Source organism: Mycobacterium sp. NGS67, from assembly GCF_059812185.1.
This window is the reverse complement of record NZ_JCALCF010000002.1, coordinates 240,989-258,004: the sequence shown is the minus strand read 5'-3', so window position 1 is coordinate 258,004 and position 17,016 is coordinate 240,989. Positions and strand designations below refer to the sequence as shown.

At 66.7% G+C, this 17,016-nt stretch carries 16 protein-coding genes; 4 read left to right on the top strand and 12 right to left on the bottom strand.

Annotated elements, in window-relative coordinates:
* Nucleotides 1-83: 83 nt before the first annotated feature.
* The 3 genes from AC5Y4D_RS02725 to AC5Y4D_RS02715 all read left to right on the top strand — a co-directional run bounded on the left by AC5Y4D_RS02725 (nucleotide 84) and on the right by AC5Y4D_RS02715 (nucleotide 5,507).
* On the top strand, nucleotides 84-1,724 hold the full coding sequence (locus tag AC5Y4D_RS02725; protein ID WP_499946334.1) for a PE family protein: 1,641 nt from the start codon (nucleotides 84-86) through the stop codon (nucleotides 1,722-1,724).
* 140 nt (nucleotides 1,725-1,864) lie between these two features.
* Nucleotides 1,865-3,700 carry a PE-PPE domain-containing protein gene (locus AC5Y4D_RS02720; protein WP_499946335.1) on the top strand — a complete coding sequence of 612 codons (1,836 nt, stop codon included), beginning with the start codon at nucleotides 1,865-1,867 and terminating at the stop codon, nucleotides 3,698-3,700.
* Nucleotides 3,701-3,791: 91 nt separating this feature from the next.
* Nucleotides 3,792-5,507 carry a PE family protein gene (locus AC5Y4D_RS02715; RefSeq protein WP_499946336.1) on the top strand — a complete coding sequence of 572 codons (1,716 nt, stop codon included), beginning with the start codon at nucleotides 3,792-3,794 and terminating at the stop codon, nucleotides 5,505-5,507.
* On the opposite strand, the gene AC5Y4D_RS02710 is transcribed toward AC5Y4D_RS02715, so the two are convergent.
* The 9 genes from AC5Y4D_RS02710 to AC5Y4D_RS02670 form a co-directional block, all read right to left on the bottom strand.
* Nucleotides 5,504-6,472: an NADPH:quinone oxidoreductase family protein gene (locus AC5Y4D_RS02710; RefSeq protein WP_499946337.1), complete on the bottom strand. Its 969-nt coding sequence runs from the start codon at nucleotides 6,470-6,472 to the stop codon at nucleotides 5,504-5,506. The genes AC5Y4D_RS02715 and AC5Y4D_RS02710 overlap by 4 nt on opposite strands.
* A gap of 28 nt (nucleotides 6,473-6,500) precedes the next feature.
* Nucleotides 6,501-7,361 (bottom strand): SDR family NAD(P)-dependent oxidoreductase, encoded by an 861-nt coding sequence (locus tag AC5Y4D_RS02705; RefSeq protein WP_499946338.1) that lies wholly within the window; start codon nucleotides 7,359-7,361, stop codon nucleotides 6,501-6,503.
* 39 nt (nucleotides 7,362-7,400) lie between these two features.
* Nucleotides 7,401-8,831: an aldehyde dehydrogenase family protein gene (locus AC5Y4D_RS02700; protein WP_499946339.1), complete on the bottom strand. Its 1,431-nt coding sequence runs from the start codon at nucleotides 8,829-8,831 to the stop codon at nucleotides 7,401-7,403.
* Nucleotides 8,832-8,935: 104 nt separating this feature from the next.
* Nucleotides 8,936-9,877, bottom strand: coding sequence for a class I SAM-dependent methyltransferase (locus tag AC5Y4D_RS02695; RefSeq protein WP_499946340.1), 942 nt, complete (start codon nucleotides 9,875-9,877; stop codon nucleotides 8,936-8,938).
* Nucleotides 9,874-10,806, bottom strand: a complete 933-nt coding sequence (locus AC5Y4D_RS02690; RefSeq protein WP_499946341.1) for a class I SAM-dependent methyltransferase — start codon at nucleotides 10,804-10,806, stop codon at nucleotides 9,874-9,876. The genes AC5Y4D_RS02695 and AC5Y4D_RS02690 overlap by 4 nt, the downstream gene beginning before the upstream one ends.
* A gap of 53 nt (nucleotides 10,807-10,859) precedes the next feature.
* Complete coding sequence (locus AC5Y4D_RS02685; protein WP_499946342.1) at nucleotides 10,860-11,504, bottom strand: TetR/AcrR family transcriptional regulator; 645 nt, start codon at nucleotides 11,502-11,504, stop codon at nucleotides 10,860-10,862.
* Between the two features lie 2 nt (nucleotides 11,505-11,506).
* Nucleotides 11,507-12,475 (bottom strand): pirin family protein, encoded by a 969-nt coding sequence (locus AC5Y4D_RS02680; protein WP_499946343.1) that lies wholly within the window; start codon nucleotides 12,473-12,475, stop codon nucleotides 11,507-11,509.
* Nucleotides 12,476-12,977: 502 nt separating this feature from the next.
* Nucleotides 12,978-13,523 (bottom strand): Dps family protein, encoded by a 546-nt coding sequence (locus AC5Y4D_RS02675; RefSeq protein ID WP_499943907.1) that lies wholly within the window; start codon nucleotides 13,521-13,523, stop codon nucleotides 12,978-12,980.
* Between the two features lie 76 nt (nucleotides 13,524-13,599).
* Complete coding sequence (locus AC5Y4D_RS02670; protein ID WP_499991321.1) at nucleotides 13,600-14,511, bottom strand: DNA-3-methyladenine glycosylase family protein; 912 nt, start codon at nucleotides 14,509-14,511, stop codon at nucleotides 13,600-13,602.
* 98 nt (nucleotides 14,512-14,609) lie between these two features.
* Here AC5Y4D_RS02670 and AC5Y4D_RS02665 point away from each other — a divergent pair, with 98 nt between their 5' ends.
* Complete coding sequence (locus AC5Y4D_RS02665; RefSeq protein WP_499943921.1) at nucleotides 14,610-14,954, top strand: nuclear transport factor 2 family protein; 345 nt, start codon at nucleotides 14,610-14,612, stop codon at nucleotides 14,952-14,954.
* On the opposite strand, the gene AC5Y4D_RS02660 is transcribed toward AC5Y4D_RS02665, so the two are convergent.
* The 3 genes from AC5Y4D_RS02660 to AC5Y4D_RS02650 all read right to left on the bottom strand — a co-directional run bounded on the left by AC5Y4D_RS02660 (nucleotide 14,951) and on the right by AC5Y4D_RS02650 (nucleotide 16,945).
* Nucleotides 14,951-15,325: a DUF427 domain-containing protein gene (locus tag AC5Y4D_RS02660; protein WP_499991323.1), complete on the bottom strand. Its 375-nt coding sequence runs from the start codon at nucleotides 15,323-15,325 to the stop codon at nucleotides 14,951-14,953. The genes AC5Y4D_RS02665 and AC5Y4D_RS02660 overlap by 4 nt on opposite strands.
* A 91-nt stretch (nucleotides 15,326-15,416) precedes the next feature.
* Nucleotides 15,417-16,442 (bottom strand): NAD-dependent epimerase/dehydratase family protein, encoded by a 1,026-nt coding sequence (locus AC5Y4D_RS02655; RefSeq protein ID WP_499991325.1) that lies wholly within the window; start codon nucleotides 16,440-16,442, stop codon nucleotides 15,417-15,419.
* Nucleotides 16,439-16,945, bottom strand: coding sequence for a nuclear transport factor 2 family protein (locus AC5Y4D_RS02650; RefSeq protein ID WP_499991327.1), 507 nt, complete (start codon nucleotides 16,943-16,945; stop codon nucleotides 16,439-16,441). Before AC5Y4D_RS02650 ends, AC5Y4D_RS02655 begins: the two co-directional genes overlap by 4 nt.
* Between the last annotated feature and the right edge of the window lie 71 nt (nucleotides 16,946-17,016).

Genomic DNA, 17,016 nt, shown 5'->3' with positions numbered 1-17,016 from the left:
GTCGCTAAACGCCAGACAGCCCCGCCCGGTCCCCTTACGCTTGCGTCAACGCCGCGCCGGGCCGCGGGGAAGGGACATCGGGAATGTCGTTCTTGTTGACTGAGCCGCACACACTGACGGCGGCGGCGGTGGATCTCGAAGGGATCGGGGCGGCGATCAGAGCGGCCAGCGCGGCGGCGGCCGCACCCACCTCGTCTGTGCTGGCGGCGGCCGGCGACGAGGTGTCGGCAGCGGTCGCGAATTTCTTCGGCGCGTTGGGCCTGGAGTACCAGGATGTGCTTGGTCGGGTGGCGGGCTTCCAGGGGCAGTTCCAGCAGTCGCTGGCCGCGGCGGCGAACGCCTACGCCAACGCCGAATCGGCCGCCGCCGCCGCGCTGGGCGGGCTGCTGGCGCCGACTCAGGCCGCCAGCGCGGCTTCGGTATCGCTGTTCTTGAGCGGCACCGGAGTGCCCATCGTCACGCCCACGTTCATCGAGAAGGCCAACGACCTGTACGTCCGTACGGGCCTGGCCAAGATCGGCCTGAACACCCCCGAGGAGCTCTACCCGCTCACCGGCGTGCGCAGCATGTATTTCAACAGATCGGTCGGCGTCGGGCTGAGTATCCTCGACACCGCCGTCTACAACCAGATCAACAACCTCGGCGAAACCGTGACGGTGTTCGGGATTTCGCAGAGCGCGGTCATCTCCTCGCTGTACATGCGCAACCTCGCGGCCGGTCTGTCGAGTTTCGGTGCGGCCCCACCGCTCGCCAACCAACTCAGCTTCGTGTTGACCGGCAACGAGATGAACCCCAACGGCGGTCTGCTGTCGCGGTTTCCGGGTCTGTCGATGCCGTCGCTGGGGCTGGACTTCTACGGCTCCACACCGTCGGACATCATCTACCCGACGAAGATCTACACGCTGGAATACGACGGCTTCGCCGACTTCCCGAAGTATCCGCTCAACATCATCTCCGACCTGAACGCGATCGCGGGCATCATCTACGTTCATCCGACATACCTGTCGCTGACCCCAGCGCAGATCGACAACGCCATCCCGCTGACACCGTCGCCGGGCTACACCGGCAACACCGAGTACTACATCATCCCGACCGAGCACCTGCCGCTGCTGCAGCCGCTGCGGGCGATACCGGTCATCGGCAATCCGCTGGCCAACCTGCTCGAGCCGAGCACGAGGGTGCTCGTCAACCTCGGCTACGGTGACCCGGCCTACGGCTACTCCACCAGTCCCCCGGATATCCCGACGCCGTTCGGACTGTTCCCCGACCTGACGGGTGCGGCTTCCCCGGTCAACGTGTTCAACGCACTCGCGACCGGCACCCAGCAGGGTGTCCAGAACTTCGCCACCGACCTGCAGGCGATCGCCGCGCAACCGGTCACCGCCCCGACGCTGACGCTGCCGTCGCCGTCCGATATCGCCCTGAAGGCGGCCGCCTTCCCGTCCCCGACCAAGATCGTCAACACGGTCGCCTCGATCATCTCGACCAACTACGCCGTGCTACTTCCCACCGCGGACATCGGCCTGTCGATCTTCACGTCGCTACCCGCCTACAACGTGCAGCTGTTCACCGAACAGCTCGCGCAAGGCAACCTGATCAACGCGATCGGCTACCCGATCGCCGCCGACATCGGGTTGGCGTCGGTGGCCGGCGGGGTCGAATTCCTCGTGATCACCGAGGCCCTCGCCGCAACCATCAAAGACATCCAGTCGCTGATCCCGTAGATATTTAGTCGGCAAAAGCACTATGCGGTCGACGCGGCCGTTCTAGTCTGACAGGTGCCGGGCTCGATGATGACCCTCAGCGCCGGGTCAGCGAGCTCCGTCGAGTATCGAAATACCTTGGCCGTGAAGGGAATTCGCCGATGTCATATCTAGCGACGCAACCGCAGCTGATGGCCGCCGCCGCCGAGAATCTGGCCGGCCTCCAGACGGCCCTGGCCGAGATCAACTCAGCGGTGGCCGGCCCCACCACAGGTTTGGCGGCCGCTGCCGCCGACGAGGTGTCCGAAGCCGCGGCCCGCCTGTTCGGTGTGTTCGGCCTGGAGTACCAGCAGGTCGTCGGTCAAACGGCGGCGTTTCACGCGGAATTCACCCGGGCATTGACGACGGCCAGCCTCGCCTACGCCGAAGCCGAAATCGCCGGGGCGGCAGCGCTGGCCGCGGCATCGCCACTCGACGCGCTACTGGCGCCGCTGCAGCCGCTGCTGGCACCGATCCAGGCGTTGTTCGCGCCGCCCGCCATATCCGGCGGCACACCGGTCAATACGCCGCTTCCGACGATCTTGCCGACCACCGACGTGGCATTGATCATGACCGGCAGCGGCACGCCGATACCGTCGCTGGCCTACATGGCTGCGGTGCGGCCGTGGATCCAGTTCCATGTGACCGATCCGCTGTCGATCCCGCTGAACACTCCCGAAGGGCTGTATCCGCTCACCGCCATCAAGGATCTGACGCTCAACGTCTCGGTCCAGCGGGGCGTCGAAATGTTGCACAATGCGCTCTTCTCGCCGACCGGATTGATGGCAGGACCGAACCCACAGAGCGTTTCGGTACTGGGCTACTCGCAGAGTGCGGTCCTCTCCTCGATCGAGTTGCGCAATCTGGTCGCCTCGGGAATAACCTACGACCCGCTGAATCCACTGACCTTCACGCTGCTGGGCAACCCGATGGCGCCCAACGGCGGTCTGCTGTCGCGATTCCCCGGCCTGTCCCTGCCGGCGCTGGGTCTGGACTTCTTCGGCCCGACGCCGTCGAACACGGGCTATCCGCTCAACATGTTCTCGTTGCAGTACGACGGGTACACGCAGTTCCCGAGGTATCCGATCAACTTCCTGGCCGACCTCAACGCATTCCTCGGTATCCAGACCGTGCACGGCGATTATCCGAGCATCATCGGAGCGAACGGCGCACTGGCCCCCGGCTACAGCATGGTCGAATTGCCGGTGTCCCCGGGCAATCTCACCGACCACTACTACGTGATCACCTACGACGGCCTGCCACTCGTCCAGCCGTTCCGCTCGATCCCGGTGTTCGGCAATGCAATCGCGGACCTGATCGAACCGAACCTGACCTACCTGGTCAACTGGGGCTACGGCGACCCGCACTACGGCTACTCGACCGGCTATGCCGACGTGCACACCCCGTTTGGCCTGATCCCGCCAATCCCGGCGAACTTCATCGGCGACCAGATCGTCCTGGCCAACCAGGGCTGGAATGCCTTCGTGGGCGACATCCAGGGCATGGTCCCGACGACGCTGCCGTCGCTGACCGACCTGGTGCCGACCGGCGGGGGCGGCGGCGGAGGCGGCGGGTTGCCGTTCGAGGTGCCGTCGCTGACCGGCTTCTCCGTCAACGGCGTCTTCGACGCGCTCAAGGCGGCGAACACAAACATCACCACCGCCATCACCGCGTCCGCCGCCGACGGCTACGCGGCGCTGCTACCGACCGCCGACATCGCGAACAGCCTGCTCACCACCCTGCCGTCCTACAACCTCAACCTGTTCCTGGACGGCATCCAGCAGGCCCTCAACGGCGACCCGATGGGGCTGGTGAACGCGTTCGGCAACCCGATCGCCGCGGACGTCGCGTTGTTCACCCTGTCGGGAGGGTTCCAGCTGATCGTGACGATCGACACGGTCACCTCGATCATCGACAACCTCACCGGTGCACTGATTCCGACCGACGTGATCTCGTAGCGGAGGCTTTCTCAGAAAGTCGTATGCGGCACCGTCAGTCGGCCTAAGCTGATCTCTGGCAGGGGGGCCTCGTCATTCGAAGGATGGGCTCATGTCGTACCTGGCCGTTCAGCCGGACTTGATCGCAACTGCCGCAGCCGATCTGGAACAACTTCGCACCGCGATCGGCGCAGCGACCCCGGCGACGGGTGTGTTGGCCGCGGCCGCCGACGAGGTTTCGGTCGCGTTCGCGCAACTGATGAACGACTTCGCCGCGGAGTACCAGGGTGCCGCGCGGCAGGCGACCGCGTTCCAGGAGCAGTTCGCCCGCATCCTGACCGGCGGCGGATTGGCTTACGTACAAACCGAATTGGCCAACGCCGTCGGCAACGCACTCAATCCGGTTCTGTCGCCGATCCGGTCGCTGCTCGGTAATGTCGCCGCAGCCCCTGCCGCCGGTGTCTTCACGCTGGTGATGGGCGCCAGCGGATATCCGATCCCGATCGAGGACTACATCCAGGGCATTCCCCTTGCCTATATCGACCCGATCTGGGGCGGCGGAATCAACCTCGGCATCAACACCCCCGAGGGTTTGTATCCCCTTACCGGCATCAAGGACCTGACGTTCGACGTGTCGGCGGCGCGCGGCTTGACCATCTTGGACAACGCGATTCGGGACGCCTTCGGCAAACTCACCGCTACTCAGGTCAACGTGTTCGGCTACTCCCAGAGCGCGGTCATCGCCTCGATGGAGATGATCGCGCTCAACCCCACCAACACGCCGGTGCCGGCGGGCGGCCCGTTCGAGCATCTGAACTTCACGTTGGTCGGCAATCCGAGCAATCCGAACGGCGGTCTGCTGGCGCGCTTTCCGGGGCTCGCATTACCGAGCCTGGGTCTGGACGTGTTCGGCGTGGCGACCCCGGACAACTCGTTCCCGTCGCGCATCTACACCATCGAGTACGACGGATTCGGCGGCTTCCCGCAATACCCGCTCAACGTGGTGTCCGACATCAACGCATTCCTGGGCATCATCGAGCTACACGGCCGCTATCCGTTCCTGTCGGACATAACGCTGGCCAACGCGATCCAGCTGACGAACACCACCCACCCAACCCTGACCGAGTACTTCATGGTTCCCACCGAGAACCTGCCGATCCTGTCCCCGCTGCGGGCCATCCCGATCATCGGTCACCCGCTCGCCGCGCTCGTCGAGCCCTGCACCGAAGTCATCGTGAACCTGGGGTATGGCAGCACCACCAACGGCTGGTCACCGGATCCGCCGAACGTCGCCACCGGGTTCGGCGTGATCCCACCGGTGCCGCCCGGCGAGATCATCTCCGCGCTGGCCGCCGGAGTCCAGCAGGGGATCGCCGACTTCGGCCACGAAGTCTCGCTGATCGGCCCGTCGGACTTCGTCGAGCTGATCCCGACGGTCGACACGGCGGGACTCAGCAACAAGATCCTGGCCGGCGCGCAGTACTCACTGTCGTCGCCGCAGAACTTCGTCCAGTCGGCACTGAACGCGAACCTCAAGATCGGTTACACCGCATCGGCCGTTGCCGCGTCGGCTTACTCGACTGTGCTGCCCACCACCGACATCCTCAATGCCGCCGTGACCGCCCTCCCGGCCTACAACATCAGCCTGTTCGGCGACGGAATACTGCAGGCGCTCAACGGAGATCCGGTCAACGGACTGATCAACGCGTTCGGCAAGCCGGCCGCCGCGACCGTGGGGTTGGGAGTCCTGATGGCCGGGTTCGAAGTGCGGGTCTTCCAGCACGCGGCCAGTGACATCGTCGCCGAGATCAACAGCCTGTTCGCCTAAGGCTCCAGCACGACCTTGCCGAGCACGCCGCCGTCGTCCAGGCTCTGCAGCGCGGCTCGCGCTTCGGACAGCGGATAGCGTTGTGGTGGAGGCGGTTTCAGGCCCAACGAAACCAGTTGGTTGAGCCCCGACGAGAACAGCACCGCCGAGCCCGGAACCTTGTTGAGGTATTCGCCCCAGGCCACGCCCAGCACGCCGACGTTGCGCAGCAACAACCGGTTGACCGTCAGGGTGGGGATGCTGCCCGCGGCGAACCCGATCACCAGCAGTTTGCCGTCGATCGCCAGCGCGCGGATCGCGTCGTCGAAAGTCTTGCCACCGATCGGGTCGACGACGATGTCCACCCCCTGGCCGTTGGTGTGCGCGAGCACCCGCTCGACCCAGCCTTCGCTCAGGTGCAGCACCTGGTCGGCACCCAGGGCCTTGACGTAGGCCATGGCCGCTTCGCGGTGCACCACGCCGATCACCTGGCTGGCGCCCATCGCCTTGGCGATCTGGACGGCGGCGGTGCCCACCCCGCCGGCCGCGCCCAGCACCAGCACCGTCTGACCGGGCCGCATCACCGCGCGCCGGGACAGCGCGAAATACATGGTGTTGTAGTTGACCAACAACGACACCGATTCGGCGTCGTCGAGTTCGGCCGGGCTGCGAATCACGTGCGACACCGGGACGGCCACCTGCTCGGCATAACAGCCGAGCACACCGAATGCCGAAACCCGTTCGCCCACACGGAAACCCGAGTCCACCGGCGCCGACCGCACCACACCGGCCGTCTCCATCCCGGGCACGAACGGGGGCGGCAACTTCAGCTGGTACTTGCCCTTGGTCAGCAGCAGGTCGGGGAAGCACACCCCGGCGGCGCGTACCTCGATGACGATGTTGCCACCGCCATCGGATACGTCCTCGACATCGGTGTAGACAAGGCCGGACGGACCGGAAAGCTCTTGTACTACCGAAGCTTTCATGAAGCGCGAGGTGCTTTCGCCGGATCGGTCAGAGCTTGAATCCAGCTTTTTGCGCGGCCGACAGATCGGTGATCTGGCCCCACTCGTCCGCCACATCCTGCACCGTCGGCGGCTTGTCGAAGTTCACCCCGTCGTTCTGGAACAGCGCAACCCGCTGCACCTTGCCGCCCCCGACGACGAACACCGAGCCGTTGTCCGGGTTCTCCTCGGTGCACAGGTAGGCCACCACCGGCGCGACGAACTCCGGGGTCAGCTTCTCCAGCACCTCCTTGGGCATGATGTCCTCGGTCATCCGGGTGGCCGCGATCGGGGCGACCGCGTTGGCGTGGATGTTGTACTTGGCGCCCTCGAGTGCCAGCGTGTTGATCAGACCCACCAGGCCCAATTTCGCTGCGCCGTAATTGGTCTGGCCGAAGTTGCCGAACAACCCGCTGGTCGAGGTGGCCACCACGACGCGTCCGTAGCTCTGCTCGCGGAAGTGCGGCCAGGCCGCGCGGATCACGTTGTAGCCGCCGTACAGGTGCACCTTGAGCACGGCGTCCCAGTTCTCCGACGTCATCTTGTGGAAGGTGCCGTCGCGCAGGATCCCGGCGTTGCTCACCACACCATGCACGGCGCCGAACTCGTCGAGCGCGGTCTTGATGATGTTGGCCGCACCGTCGGCTTCGGCGACGCTGTCGTAGTTGGCGACCGCGCGGCCCCCGGCGTCCCGAATCTCGGTGACGACCTGATCGGCCATCGCCGACCCGCCACCGGTGCCGTCGCGGGCACCACCGAGGTCGTTGACCACGACGCTGGCGCCCTCCCGGGCGAGGTTCAGGGCGTATTCACGACCCAATCCCCCGCCGGCGCCGGTTACTACGACGACACGATCCTGCACTCCGGGCATCAGTTTCCTCTCTGCAACGCAATAAGTGGACGGCTCAGGCTAGAACAGCCTGCGGGCCAGCTTGAAAGCCCGATCGGTGTACGGCGGGTAGATCATCTTGGAGAAGTCGGGGCGGGTCGGCTTCGTCAGCACCGACTTGCGGTGGCTGAACTCGTCGAAACCCCACTTCCCGTGGTAGGCGCCCATGCCGGAGGAGCCGACGCCACCGAACGGCAGCTTGGCCGTCGACACCTGGAAGGCGAGGTGGTTGATCAGCATGCCGCCGGCCGTCACCTCCTTGATCACCCGCTCGCGGGTTCCCTTCGTCTTGGTGAACAGGTAGGCCGACAGCGGCTTGGGCCGGGCATTGACGAAATTGATCGCCTCGTCCAGCGACGTGACCGTGATGACCGGCAGGATCGGGCCGAAGATCTCGTTCTGCATCAACGGTCCGTCCACATCCGGGTCCACGACGACGGTCGGCTGGATGCGCAGGCTGGACGCGTCGGACTTGCCGCCGACCGCGACCTTCCCCTTGCCGTCCGCTTCAGCCGCGTCGATGTACCCGGTCAACCGGTCGAACTGGCGCTCGTTGACGATGCGCATACCGGCCTGGTTGTCGTTGGCCCGGAACTTGGTCAGCGCGGAACCGATCTTGTCGACGAGCTCGTCGCGGATCGTGGCGTCGGCCAGCACGTAGTCGGGCGCGACGCAGGTCTGCCCGGAGTTCATGATCTTGATCCAGGCGATCCGCTTGGCCGCGACGTCCACGTCGGCGTCCGCGGCCACGATCACCGGGCTCTTGCCGCCCAGTTCGAGGGTGACCGGGGTCAGGTGCTTGGCGGCGCCCTCGTAGACCTTGCGGCCGATCTCGGTGCCGCCGGTGAACAGCACGCGGTCCAGGCCCTGCCCGATCAGCTCCTGCGTGACGGACCCGTCACCCTCGATCACCGCGACCGCGTCGGTGTCCAGGTACTTGGGCACCAGCTCGGCCATCAGGCGCGACGACGCCGGGGCGATCTCGGAGGGTTTGAGGATGACGGCGTTGCCGGCGGCCAGCGCGCCGACCGCGGGACCGAGGGTCAAATAGAACGGGTAGTTCCACGCGCCGATGATCAGCACGGTGCCGTACGGCTCGTACTCCACCCAACCGCGGCCGGGCAGCTGCGGCGCCTCCAGCAGCAGGTACTTGCGGCGCATCCATCTCTTCAGCTTCTTGGCCGCGTACTTGGCTTCACCGGCGGTGGTGGCGATGTCGGCGATGAACGCTTCGACCTGATTGCGGTCCAGGTCCTCGGCCAGCGCGGCGGCGATGGCCGGTTCGTTGTCCTCGACCAGCTTGGCCAGCTGCAGCAACTGGTGCTTGCGCCACTCGTAACTGCGGGTGCGTCCGGAAGCGAACGTCCGGCGCAGGCGGTCGACGGTTCCGGCGATGTCGACGTCTTCGGCAGCTTGCGACTGCGGGGGGGCGGGCGGGGATTCGGTGGTCATCGTTGTCCTTCCTTCCCGAGGTGCCCGCAGCCGTCGGCCAGCGGTCGCTCGTGGGTGATAACTCCCGATCCTAGTCACCCGGAAGGAATGGACAGAAGGCGCCGCTACAGCCGCTCGCCCATCACGAAGTCGGAGAACGCGTCCTTGTCGTCGGCCATGGGCACGTCGACCACCCAGCGGTCCAGTCGCTGCATCTCGTCGGGGGAGCTCACGGCGACAGCCCGCCAGCCGTGACTGTTCAACCACTCGTCGACCGGTGCCCGGTGCTCGTCGCGATACATCAGCTCGCCGACGTCGATGGTCTCTTCCAGCCCGATCTCCTCGGCGACCTTCTTGAACCGTTCGCGCATCTGCTGGCGGCGGTCGTCGGCGTGCGCGGGTGCGGTTTCGGCAGCGATGCGGCTGCCTGGCGCGCTCAACTCGCTGACCTGGGTGAACAGCTTGTCCTGCGCCTCGGCGGGCAGGTACATCAGCAGCCCTTCGGCCAGCCACGCCGTCGGTGCGGTGGGGTCGAAGCCGGCGTCGCGCAGCGCGCCCGGCCAGTCCTGGCGCAGGTCGATCGCCACCGCCCGGCGGTCGGCCGACGGCGTCACCTCGTTCTCGGACAGGGTCGTCGACTTGTACTCCAGGACCTGCGGCTGGTCGATCTCGAAGACGGTGGTCCCGGCCGGCCAGTCCAGTCGATACGCCCGTGAATCCAGGCCCGACGCCAGGATGACGACCTGCCGGATCCCGGTGGCGACGGCGTCGCGGAAGAAGGTGTCGAAGAAGTGGGTCCGCACCGCCTGGTAACCGCGCATGTGCCGGACCATGGCCGCGGCTTCGGCGTCCATCGCTTCCACCTTGGCCGCGACGGCGGGGTCGAGCATGGCCTCCCACAGCACTCCGGCGTTGGCGTTGGTCACCAGGAGTTTTGCGTAGGGGTCCCGGATCAGGGCGTCGGGTTGTTCGGTTTCCACCGCCCGCGCCGCGGCGACCATCACGGCCGTGGTGCCGACGCTGGTCCTGATGTCCCAGGTGTCGTCGTGGCTGCGTAATCCGCTCATTTCTGCACTCCTGCCAGGTGGCCCCACATCAGCGTGGCGGTGATGGCCTCGTCGACCAGATCTTCGGGTACCGGACGGCCCAGCCGGGCCATTTCCTGGTGATTGTCCACGCTGTGGACCTGCCAGCCGTGGTCGGTGAGCCATTGTGCTGGATCCGAACGCTCCGGCTCGTGGTAGGTGAGCGCGCCGATGTTGACGTCCAGACCGAGCCGGTCCCGCATCCGGTCCCAGCGCTGCCGGTTGCCGTCGACGACCATGGTGAATGCCTCGACGGCGAGACGACTGCCCGGCGCGCTCAGTGCGGTGCACAGCTGGAACAGCCGGTCCTGGGCGTCGCTGGGCAGATACGCCAGCAACCCCTCGGCCAGCCAGGCGGTGGGGCGCGACGGGTCGAACCCGGCCTCGATCAGCGCCGCCGGCCAGTCCTCACGCAGGTCCACCGCGACGGCATGCCGGGTTGCCGACGGGACCGCACCGTGGGAACCGAGCACCTCGGATTTGTACTCCAGCACCTTGGGCTGGTCGATCTCGTATAGCTGGGTCCCGGTCGGCCACTGCAACCGGTATGCCCGCGAGTCCAGGCCGGCGGCCAGGATCACCACCTGCCCGATACCGTCCCGCACGGCGCTGCCGAAGTACTCGTCGAAGTAGCGGGTGCGCACCGCCTGGTAGTCGCAACCCACCCGGTGCAGGCGTCTGCCGTGTTCGTCGCCGTCGAGCCAGGCGATGCTCGGGTCGGCGAGCCTGGCCCACGCCGGTCCGGCCGTGGCGACCAGCACCTGTGCGAACTCGTCGCGGATCAGCGGGTCCGGCCCGGCCGTCTCCACCGCGCGCGATGCGGCTACTGCCAACGCGGTGGCGCCGACGCTTTCGGTGATGAGCCAGCTGTCGCCGGCGGTACGCAACGAGGGCGTGTGGAGATCCGTCATGACCATCCATGCTACCTAATAACTTAGGTAAACTATACGCTTCGTGGGTCAGGTCACTGCCGGCTGGCGGCGGGGCTCCACAAATTCCCCCCGATCAGCTGGCCCAGCGTCCCGAGGATGTTCTCCACCTCCTGGAAGCTGCCGACGAAGCCCGCGTAGAAACCCACCCCGCACAGCATCAGCAGCAAAGCCTCCGCCAGTCGGTCGCCGTCGATGCCGGGGGCGAGTTCCCCGCCCTCGCGGGCCTCGTCGACGGCCCAGATCAGGAATTCTCGGGTGATCCGCACCGTGTCGTTCTCGGTCCGTCGCAGCTCCGGATGCCGCTGCGACTCCAGCACGGCAGTAGCTAAAAATGCTGCGGTACAAGGGTTTTCGGTGTCAGCCTCGATCGCTGTGGTGACGAAGGCTCCCACCCGGCCCAACAGCGTCTGCTCGCCCCGCGCCCGTTCGATGCCGGCGTTGACCACCAGGTCGGTAGTCCGATCGGAGACTTCGGTGTACAGCACCCGCTTGCTGGCGAAGTAATGGTTGATCGCGGGACGGGTCAGGTCGGCGCGGATCGCGATGGCCTGGAACGTCGCGCCGTCGTAGCCACGTTCGCTGAACACTTGACGGGCCGCCCGCACGATGCGTTTACGCGTCTCGTCGGCTTTTGCAGCGGGGGGGCGCCCGGGCCCGCGACTTGCCACATGCGGCATTACTAGAGTGTGCCACCGCCTCGCCGCGGCGTTAGCGCGTTCGCCGGGATACTTCCGAACTTGCCCGATTGGTAGTCCTCCAGGGCCTCGATCACCTCGGCCTTGGAGTTCATCACGAACGGGCCGTAGTGGAATACCGGCTCCCGAAGCGGTTGCCCGCCCAGCAGCAACACGTCCATGGGGTTCCGGCCCAGCCGGGCGGCCACGGTGATGCGATCACCCGGACCGAGGACCGCCAGCTGACCCTGCCTGATCGGGCGGCCCGCCGCACCGACCGTCCCCTCCCCGGACAGCACGTAGACCAGCGCGTTGAAGTCGGGGCGCCACGGGATGTTCAGTCGCGCACCGCTTTCGATGGTCGCGTGCGCCAAGGTGATCGGTGTGTGGGTGACTCCGGGACCGTGGTGGCCCGACACGTCGCCGGCGATGATGCGCAGCAGCGAGCCGCCGTCCTCGGATGCCAGCAGCTTGACGTCGCCGCCCTCGATGGCCTGGTAACGCGGCGGAGCGAACTTGTCCCGCTTGGGCAGATTCACCCACAGCTGGATGCCGTGGAAGACCCCGCCGCTGTCCACCATCTCGGCGGGTGGGGTCTCGATGTGCAGGATTCCCGACCCGGCCGTCATCCACTGGGTGGCGCCGTCGCCGATCAATCCGCCGCCACCGTGCGAATCCTGGTGGGCGAATTTGCCGTCGATCAGGTATGTCACGGTTTCGAAGCCGCGGTGCGGGTGCCAGTCGGTGCCGCGCGGCTCGCCCGGCTGATAGTCCACCTCGCCCAGCTGGTCCATGTGCACGAACGGGTCCAGCGCGGCGGGGCTGACTCCGGCGAAAGCCCGGACCACCGGGAATCCCAGGCCCTCATACCCCCGAGGCCCGGTGGTGACGGATCGGACCGGACGCTCGGCGTCGGCGGGTCCGGCCGGTGCCACCCTCGGCAACGTCAACGTGTCTGCGGTGATCGCGGGCATAGGTACCTCCTGAGTCGGTGATACCCAGTACAACCGGACTCGGGTCCGTTTATTCCTGGCTGCGCTCTGGTCGAGGCGTCGCCAGGCAAGCCGGGTAGGCCTCACGCTTTTGAGCGTGAAAGCTTGGCGTTGAGCGTGAAAGCTTGGCGTTGAGCGGGTAACCAGGGCGGAATTTCCGACGATTTCCCACCCAGGCTTCACTCCGAACGCCCAGGCTTCACACTCAACGCCCAGGCTTCACTCCCCACGCCCGGGCTTCGCACTCAACGCCAGACTTCACTCCGAACGCCCAGGCTTCACACTCAACACCCGGGCTTCACTCCCAAAACGCCGGGCTTCACTCCCAACGCCCAGGCTTCACACTCAACGCCCAGGCTTCACTCCCAACGCCTGGCTTCACTCCCAACGCCCAGGCTTCACTCCCAACGCCGGGCTTCACACTCAGCGCCGACCTTCACTCCCAACACCCAGGCTTCACTCCCAACGCCCAGGCTTCACACCCTCAGCTCCCGCGGGCAGACTCCGCCGCGTCCTTCTCAGTCGACGCGCCCTGGTGAGCCAACTGTCCGCCGGCGCTTTCCAGGTGCGCCCGGACGAACCACTGGAACTTCTCCAACGGACCGGCCTGTCCGATCAGCAGGTCCTGGGTCACCTGATCGAGTTCGTCCGTCTCCTCGATGGCTTTGCGGATGTCTTCGATCACACCGCTGTAAACCAGGTCCAGTGCCGCCAGGTGCGCCTGCACGGTGTCGCGGCCGACGGAGTAGTCGTCCCAGTCCCGGTCCTCGATGATGGCGCTCGGAGTGCCCTTCGGCGAGGAGCCCAGCGCGGCGATGCGCTCGGCCACGTCGTCGGCGAAACCCCGGACCGCATCGACCTGCGGGTCGATCATCTCGTGTACGCCAATGAAGTTGGGGCCCACCACATTCCAGTGGATGTGCTTGAGCGTCAAGTGCAGGTCGTTGTATGTGCTCAACTGCCGCTGCAGGATCTCGGTCAGTCGCGCTGCCTCTTTGTCGCCCAAGCCCGGAATGGTGAACTGCGTCATCGGTTTCTCCCTGAAAAACTCGCCTACGTCTTTTCCCGGACCGAATACCCGATGGCCACGGCCTTAACCATCGCCACTACAGCGTATGGATTTGCTGCACCGGCAGTCGCGGCCCCCGGCGCGGCTCGTAGGCCAGCCCGCTGACCTCCAAAAGGCGCACCACCCGGTGCCGATGCGGACGCATCGGTTCGAGCAGTTCGACCATGCCGGCGTCGTCGATCGGATAGCCCAGCAGCGTCCAGCCGATCATCTTGCAGACGTGGTAGTCGCCGACCGACAAGGCGTCGGCGTCACCGAACGCCCGTTGCGCGGTCTCGGCGGCGGTCCACACCCCGACGCCCGGTAGCGACATCAGCGCTTCGCGGGCCTGGGCCGCCGGTTGCGACGTCAGGCGCTCCAGCGACGAGGCCACCCGCGCACACCGCACCACGGTCTGGGCCCGCCCGGGGTCGACGTTGGCGCGGTGGAACTCCCAGGACGGGATGTACCGCCACGCGTCCGCCGAGGGCCGCACCCGCATTCCCTCCGGCGCCGGACCGGGCGCCGGGGTGCCGTACTTGGTGACCAGCACCCGCCAGGACCGGAACGCGTCGGCTCCGGGGACGCGTTGCTCGATGACCGCCGGGATCAGGGCTTCCAGCACCTGTCCGGTGCGTCCCAGACGCAGGTGCGGAACCATGCGGTGAGCGCGGGCCACCGTCGGATGGTGCGGCACGAAGTCGGAGGTGTCGTCGTCGGCGCCCAGCATCGCCGGGAACAACTCGGCGAACTCCGCGGCACCGTCGCCCCACGCCTCACACCGGGCGGTGTCGCGGCTCACGCGGCTGATGCGCGCCGTCACCGGTCCGCTCGGCAGCAGGCTGGTGCGCCAGATCGTTCCGTCACCCGGGGCGCGGAAGCACGGGTCGCCGTGGCCGCGCCGGTGCGGCGCCAAGGCGGGCCCGAAGCCGCCGGCTCCGGGGAACGTCACGGTTCGCGCGATCTGCATCGTGACCAGTCTGCGCTTGATTGACCGCAAACAGTCAGTCGAGACAGGATGACGGTGTGACGACGCCCTTCGACGACCCGCAGGCCGAGCTGGCCTGGATGTTCCTGCAGAGCATGTGCGAGGGCGGGGATACCGACGAGGGCTTCACGCTGCTCAGCGACGACTTCACCTACTGGAGCATCGTCACCCGGGTGGAATACGACAAGCAGGAGTTGCGGGACGCCTTCGAGCGGCGCCGCAAGGTCTTCGAGTGCAACATCGACCTGCTCCGCTGCGTCAACGAGGGCGAGACGGTGGTCGTGGAGGGCCAGGTGGACGGCACCACAGCGGACGGCCTCCAATACGAAAGCCCGTTCGTCTGCATCTTCGACACCCGCGACGGGTTGATCGTGTCGGTGCGCGAGTACACCGACACGCAGTCGCTGGCGAAGGTGTTCCCCTAACTGACCTCGATCTCGGCCTTGTTCGGGTAGAAGGCGACGTGCCCGGCGATCGCCGCGACCGCCGGATACGGGTTCTCGTAGGTCCAGATCGCGTCCGCGACGGTCTCGCCGGACGTCGTCGTCACGCTGTAGTAGCTGGCTTCGCCCTTGAACGGGCAGTAGCTGGCGGTGTCGGAGCGGGTAAGCCGGTCCTGAACCACGTCAGCCAGCGGAATGTATTGCACCAGAGGCAAAGTGGCCTCCTGCAGTCCCAGGGCCGCGGTCGTGTCGGCGACGAGCTCGCCGCGGACGCGGACCTGAACCCGGCCGGCGGTCGGTTCGATCGTGATCGGGTGCCCGGCGCTGGGTTCCTTGATTTCCGGGTGGCTCATGTTGCACCTCTTTCGTCGCTGACCGATTTCAACGCGACCCCGGAATCGGCCATTCCCGCCCGGTCCAGGTACGGCACCGGTGCCCGGACAATCAGTCCGGCTTGAACAGGTCGCGCGCCGCCTGTGGCTTGCGCATGTCCGCCCAGAACCGGGCCGCCTCCCGGATCGATTCCTCGACCGGGCGTGGCTGCCAGCCCAATTCCCGCACCGCCTTGCCGTGGTCCACGTGGGCTTCGGCCCGCATCATCCGCACCGACTCCAGGCTGAGTTCGGCGTCCTTGCCGGTGAGTTTGGCCCGCAGGCTGCCCAGGCCGCCGAGGGCGTAGAGCACCGGCACCGGGATCGAGCGTTGCGGCGGTGGCACACCGGCCTCGTCGGCGGCGATGCGGATCACCTCGGTCAACGGGATCATCTTCTCCGAGATCAGATACTTCTCACCGTTTCGGCCGTGCTCGGCGGCCAGGATCATCGCCCGCGCGGCGTCCTGCACACCGACGACCTCGAGTTGGATGTCCTTCATCAGGAACGGCAGCTTGCCGAACACCGCGCCGGCGATGAAGGCGCCGTGCGGGGTGCCGCCCCAGTCGCCGGTGCCGTACGTCGTGGAGACGCACATCGCGACCGCCGGCAGGTTGCGCTCGGCGACGTAGCGCATCACCAGGTCTTCGGCCTGCACCCGGGACTGCACGTACGGGCTCACCCGGCGATCCGGCGGGATCCGGTCGGATTCGGTCGCGACGTGCCCGTGCCGGCGATCCACCGTCGCGTACGTGCTGGTGAACACAAACCGGTGCAGCGCAACGTCTTTCGCGACGTCGAGCACGTTGCGCAGGCCCTCGACGTTGGTTCGGAACAACGGCGCCGGGTCGCGCAGCCAGGCGCGGGTGTCGACGACGCAGTAGTACACGTCGTCACAGCCGTCCATCGCCTCGCGCACGGTGGCGGTGTCGAACACGTCGCCGTGAAAGCGGGTGACCGACAGGTCGTCGATGGAACGGGTGTTGGCGCCCGCGCGCACCATGGCCCGCACCTCGTGACCGTCCCCGACCAGTAGCCGGGTGACGTGCGAACCGAGAAACCCGTTGGCGCCGATGACCAGTTTGGGTTTGGCACTCACTGCGCGCCGCCGTACTGCTGGAGGAACCGCGCGGCGTCCTCGTCCAGGTTGCCGAACTCCTGGGCTTTACGGCACCACTTGAGCGCGGCCTGCACGAAGCGCAGCGGGTTGTAGATGTCTTCCTGACGGCGCCACAGGCCGTCGCCGGCGTAGGTGATGATCGAGATGTTGGTCGCGGTGATCACGCTGCCGTCGCCGGGGTCGCGCATCGGGTTGTCCAGCTCCATGATGATCCGGCCGGTGGGTTCGTCGATCACCGACCACAACGACGGGAACTCGACCATGTGGCTGCCTGGAAAGGCGGTCATCGTCCGCTGGATCCAGGTGCGCACCTCGTCGCGACCGCGCATGGTGCCGGCCGCGTGCTCGACGTACTCGACGTCGGGTGTGTAGTGCTCGACCCAGGCGTCCCAGTCGTGCGTCTCGGCGGCACGGGCCACCGTCTGCTCGAATTTCTCGAAGGCCGCGGCCAATTCGCTGCGGGGGAATTCCGGGCTGCTCACGCGCCGTTACACCTCACGGGCGGAGTGTAGCCTGGGGCGTTGCGGCGGCGAGCCGGTCCCCGGGCCGGTTA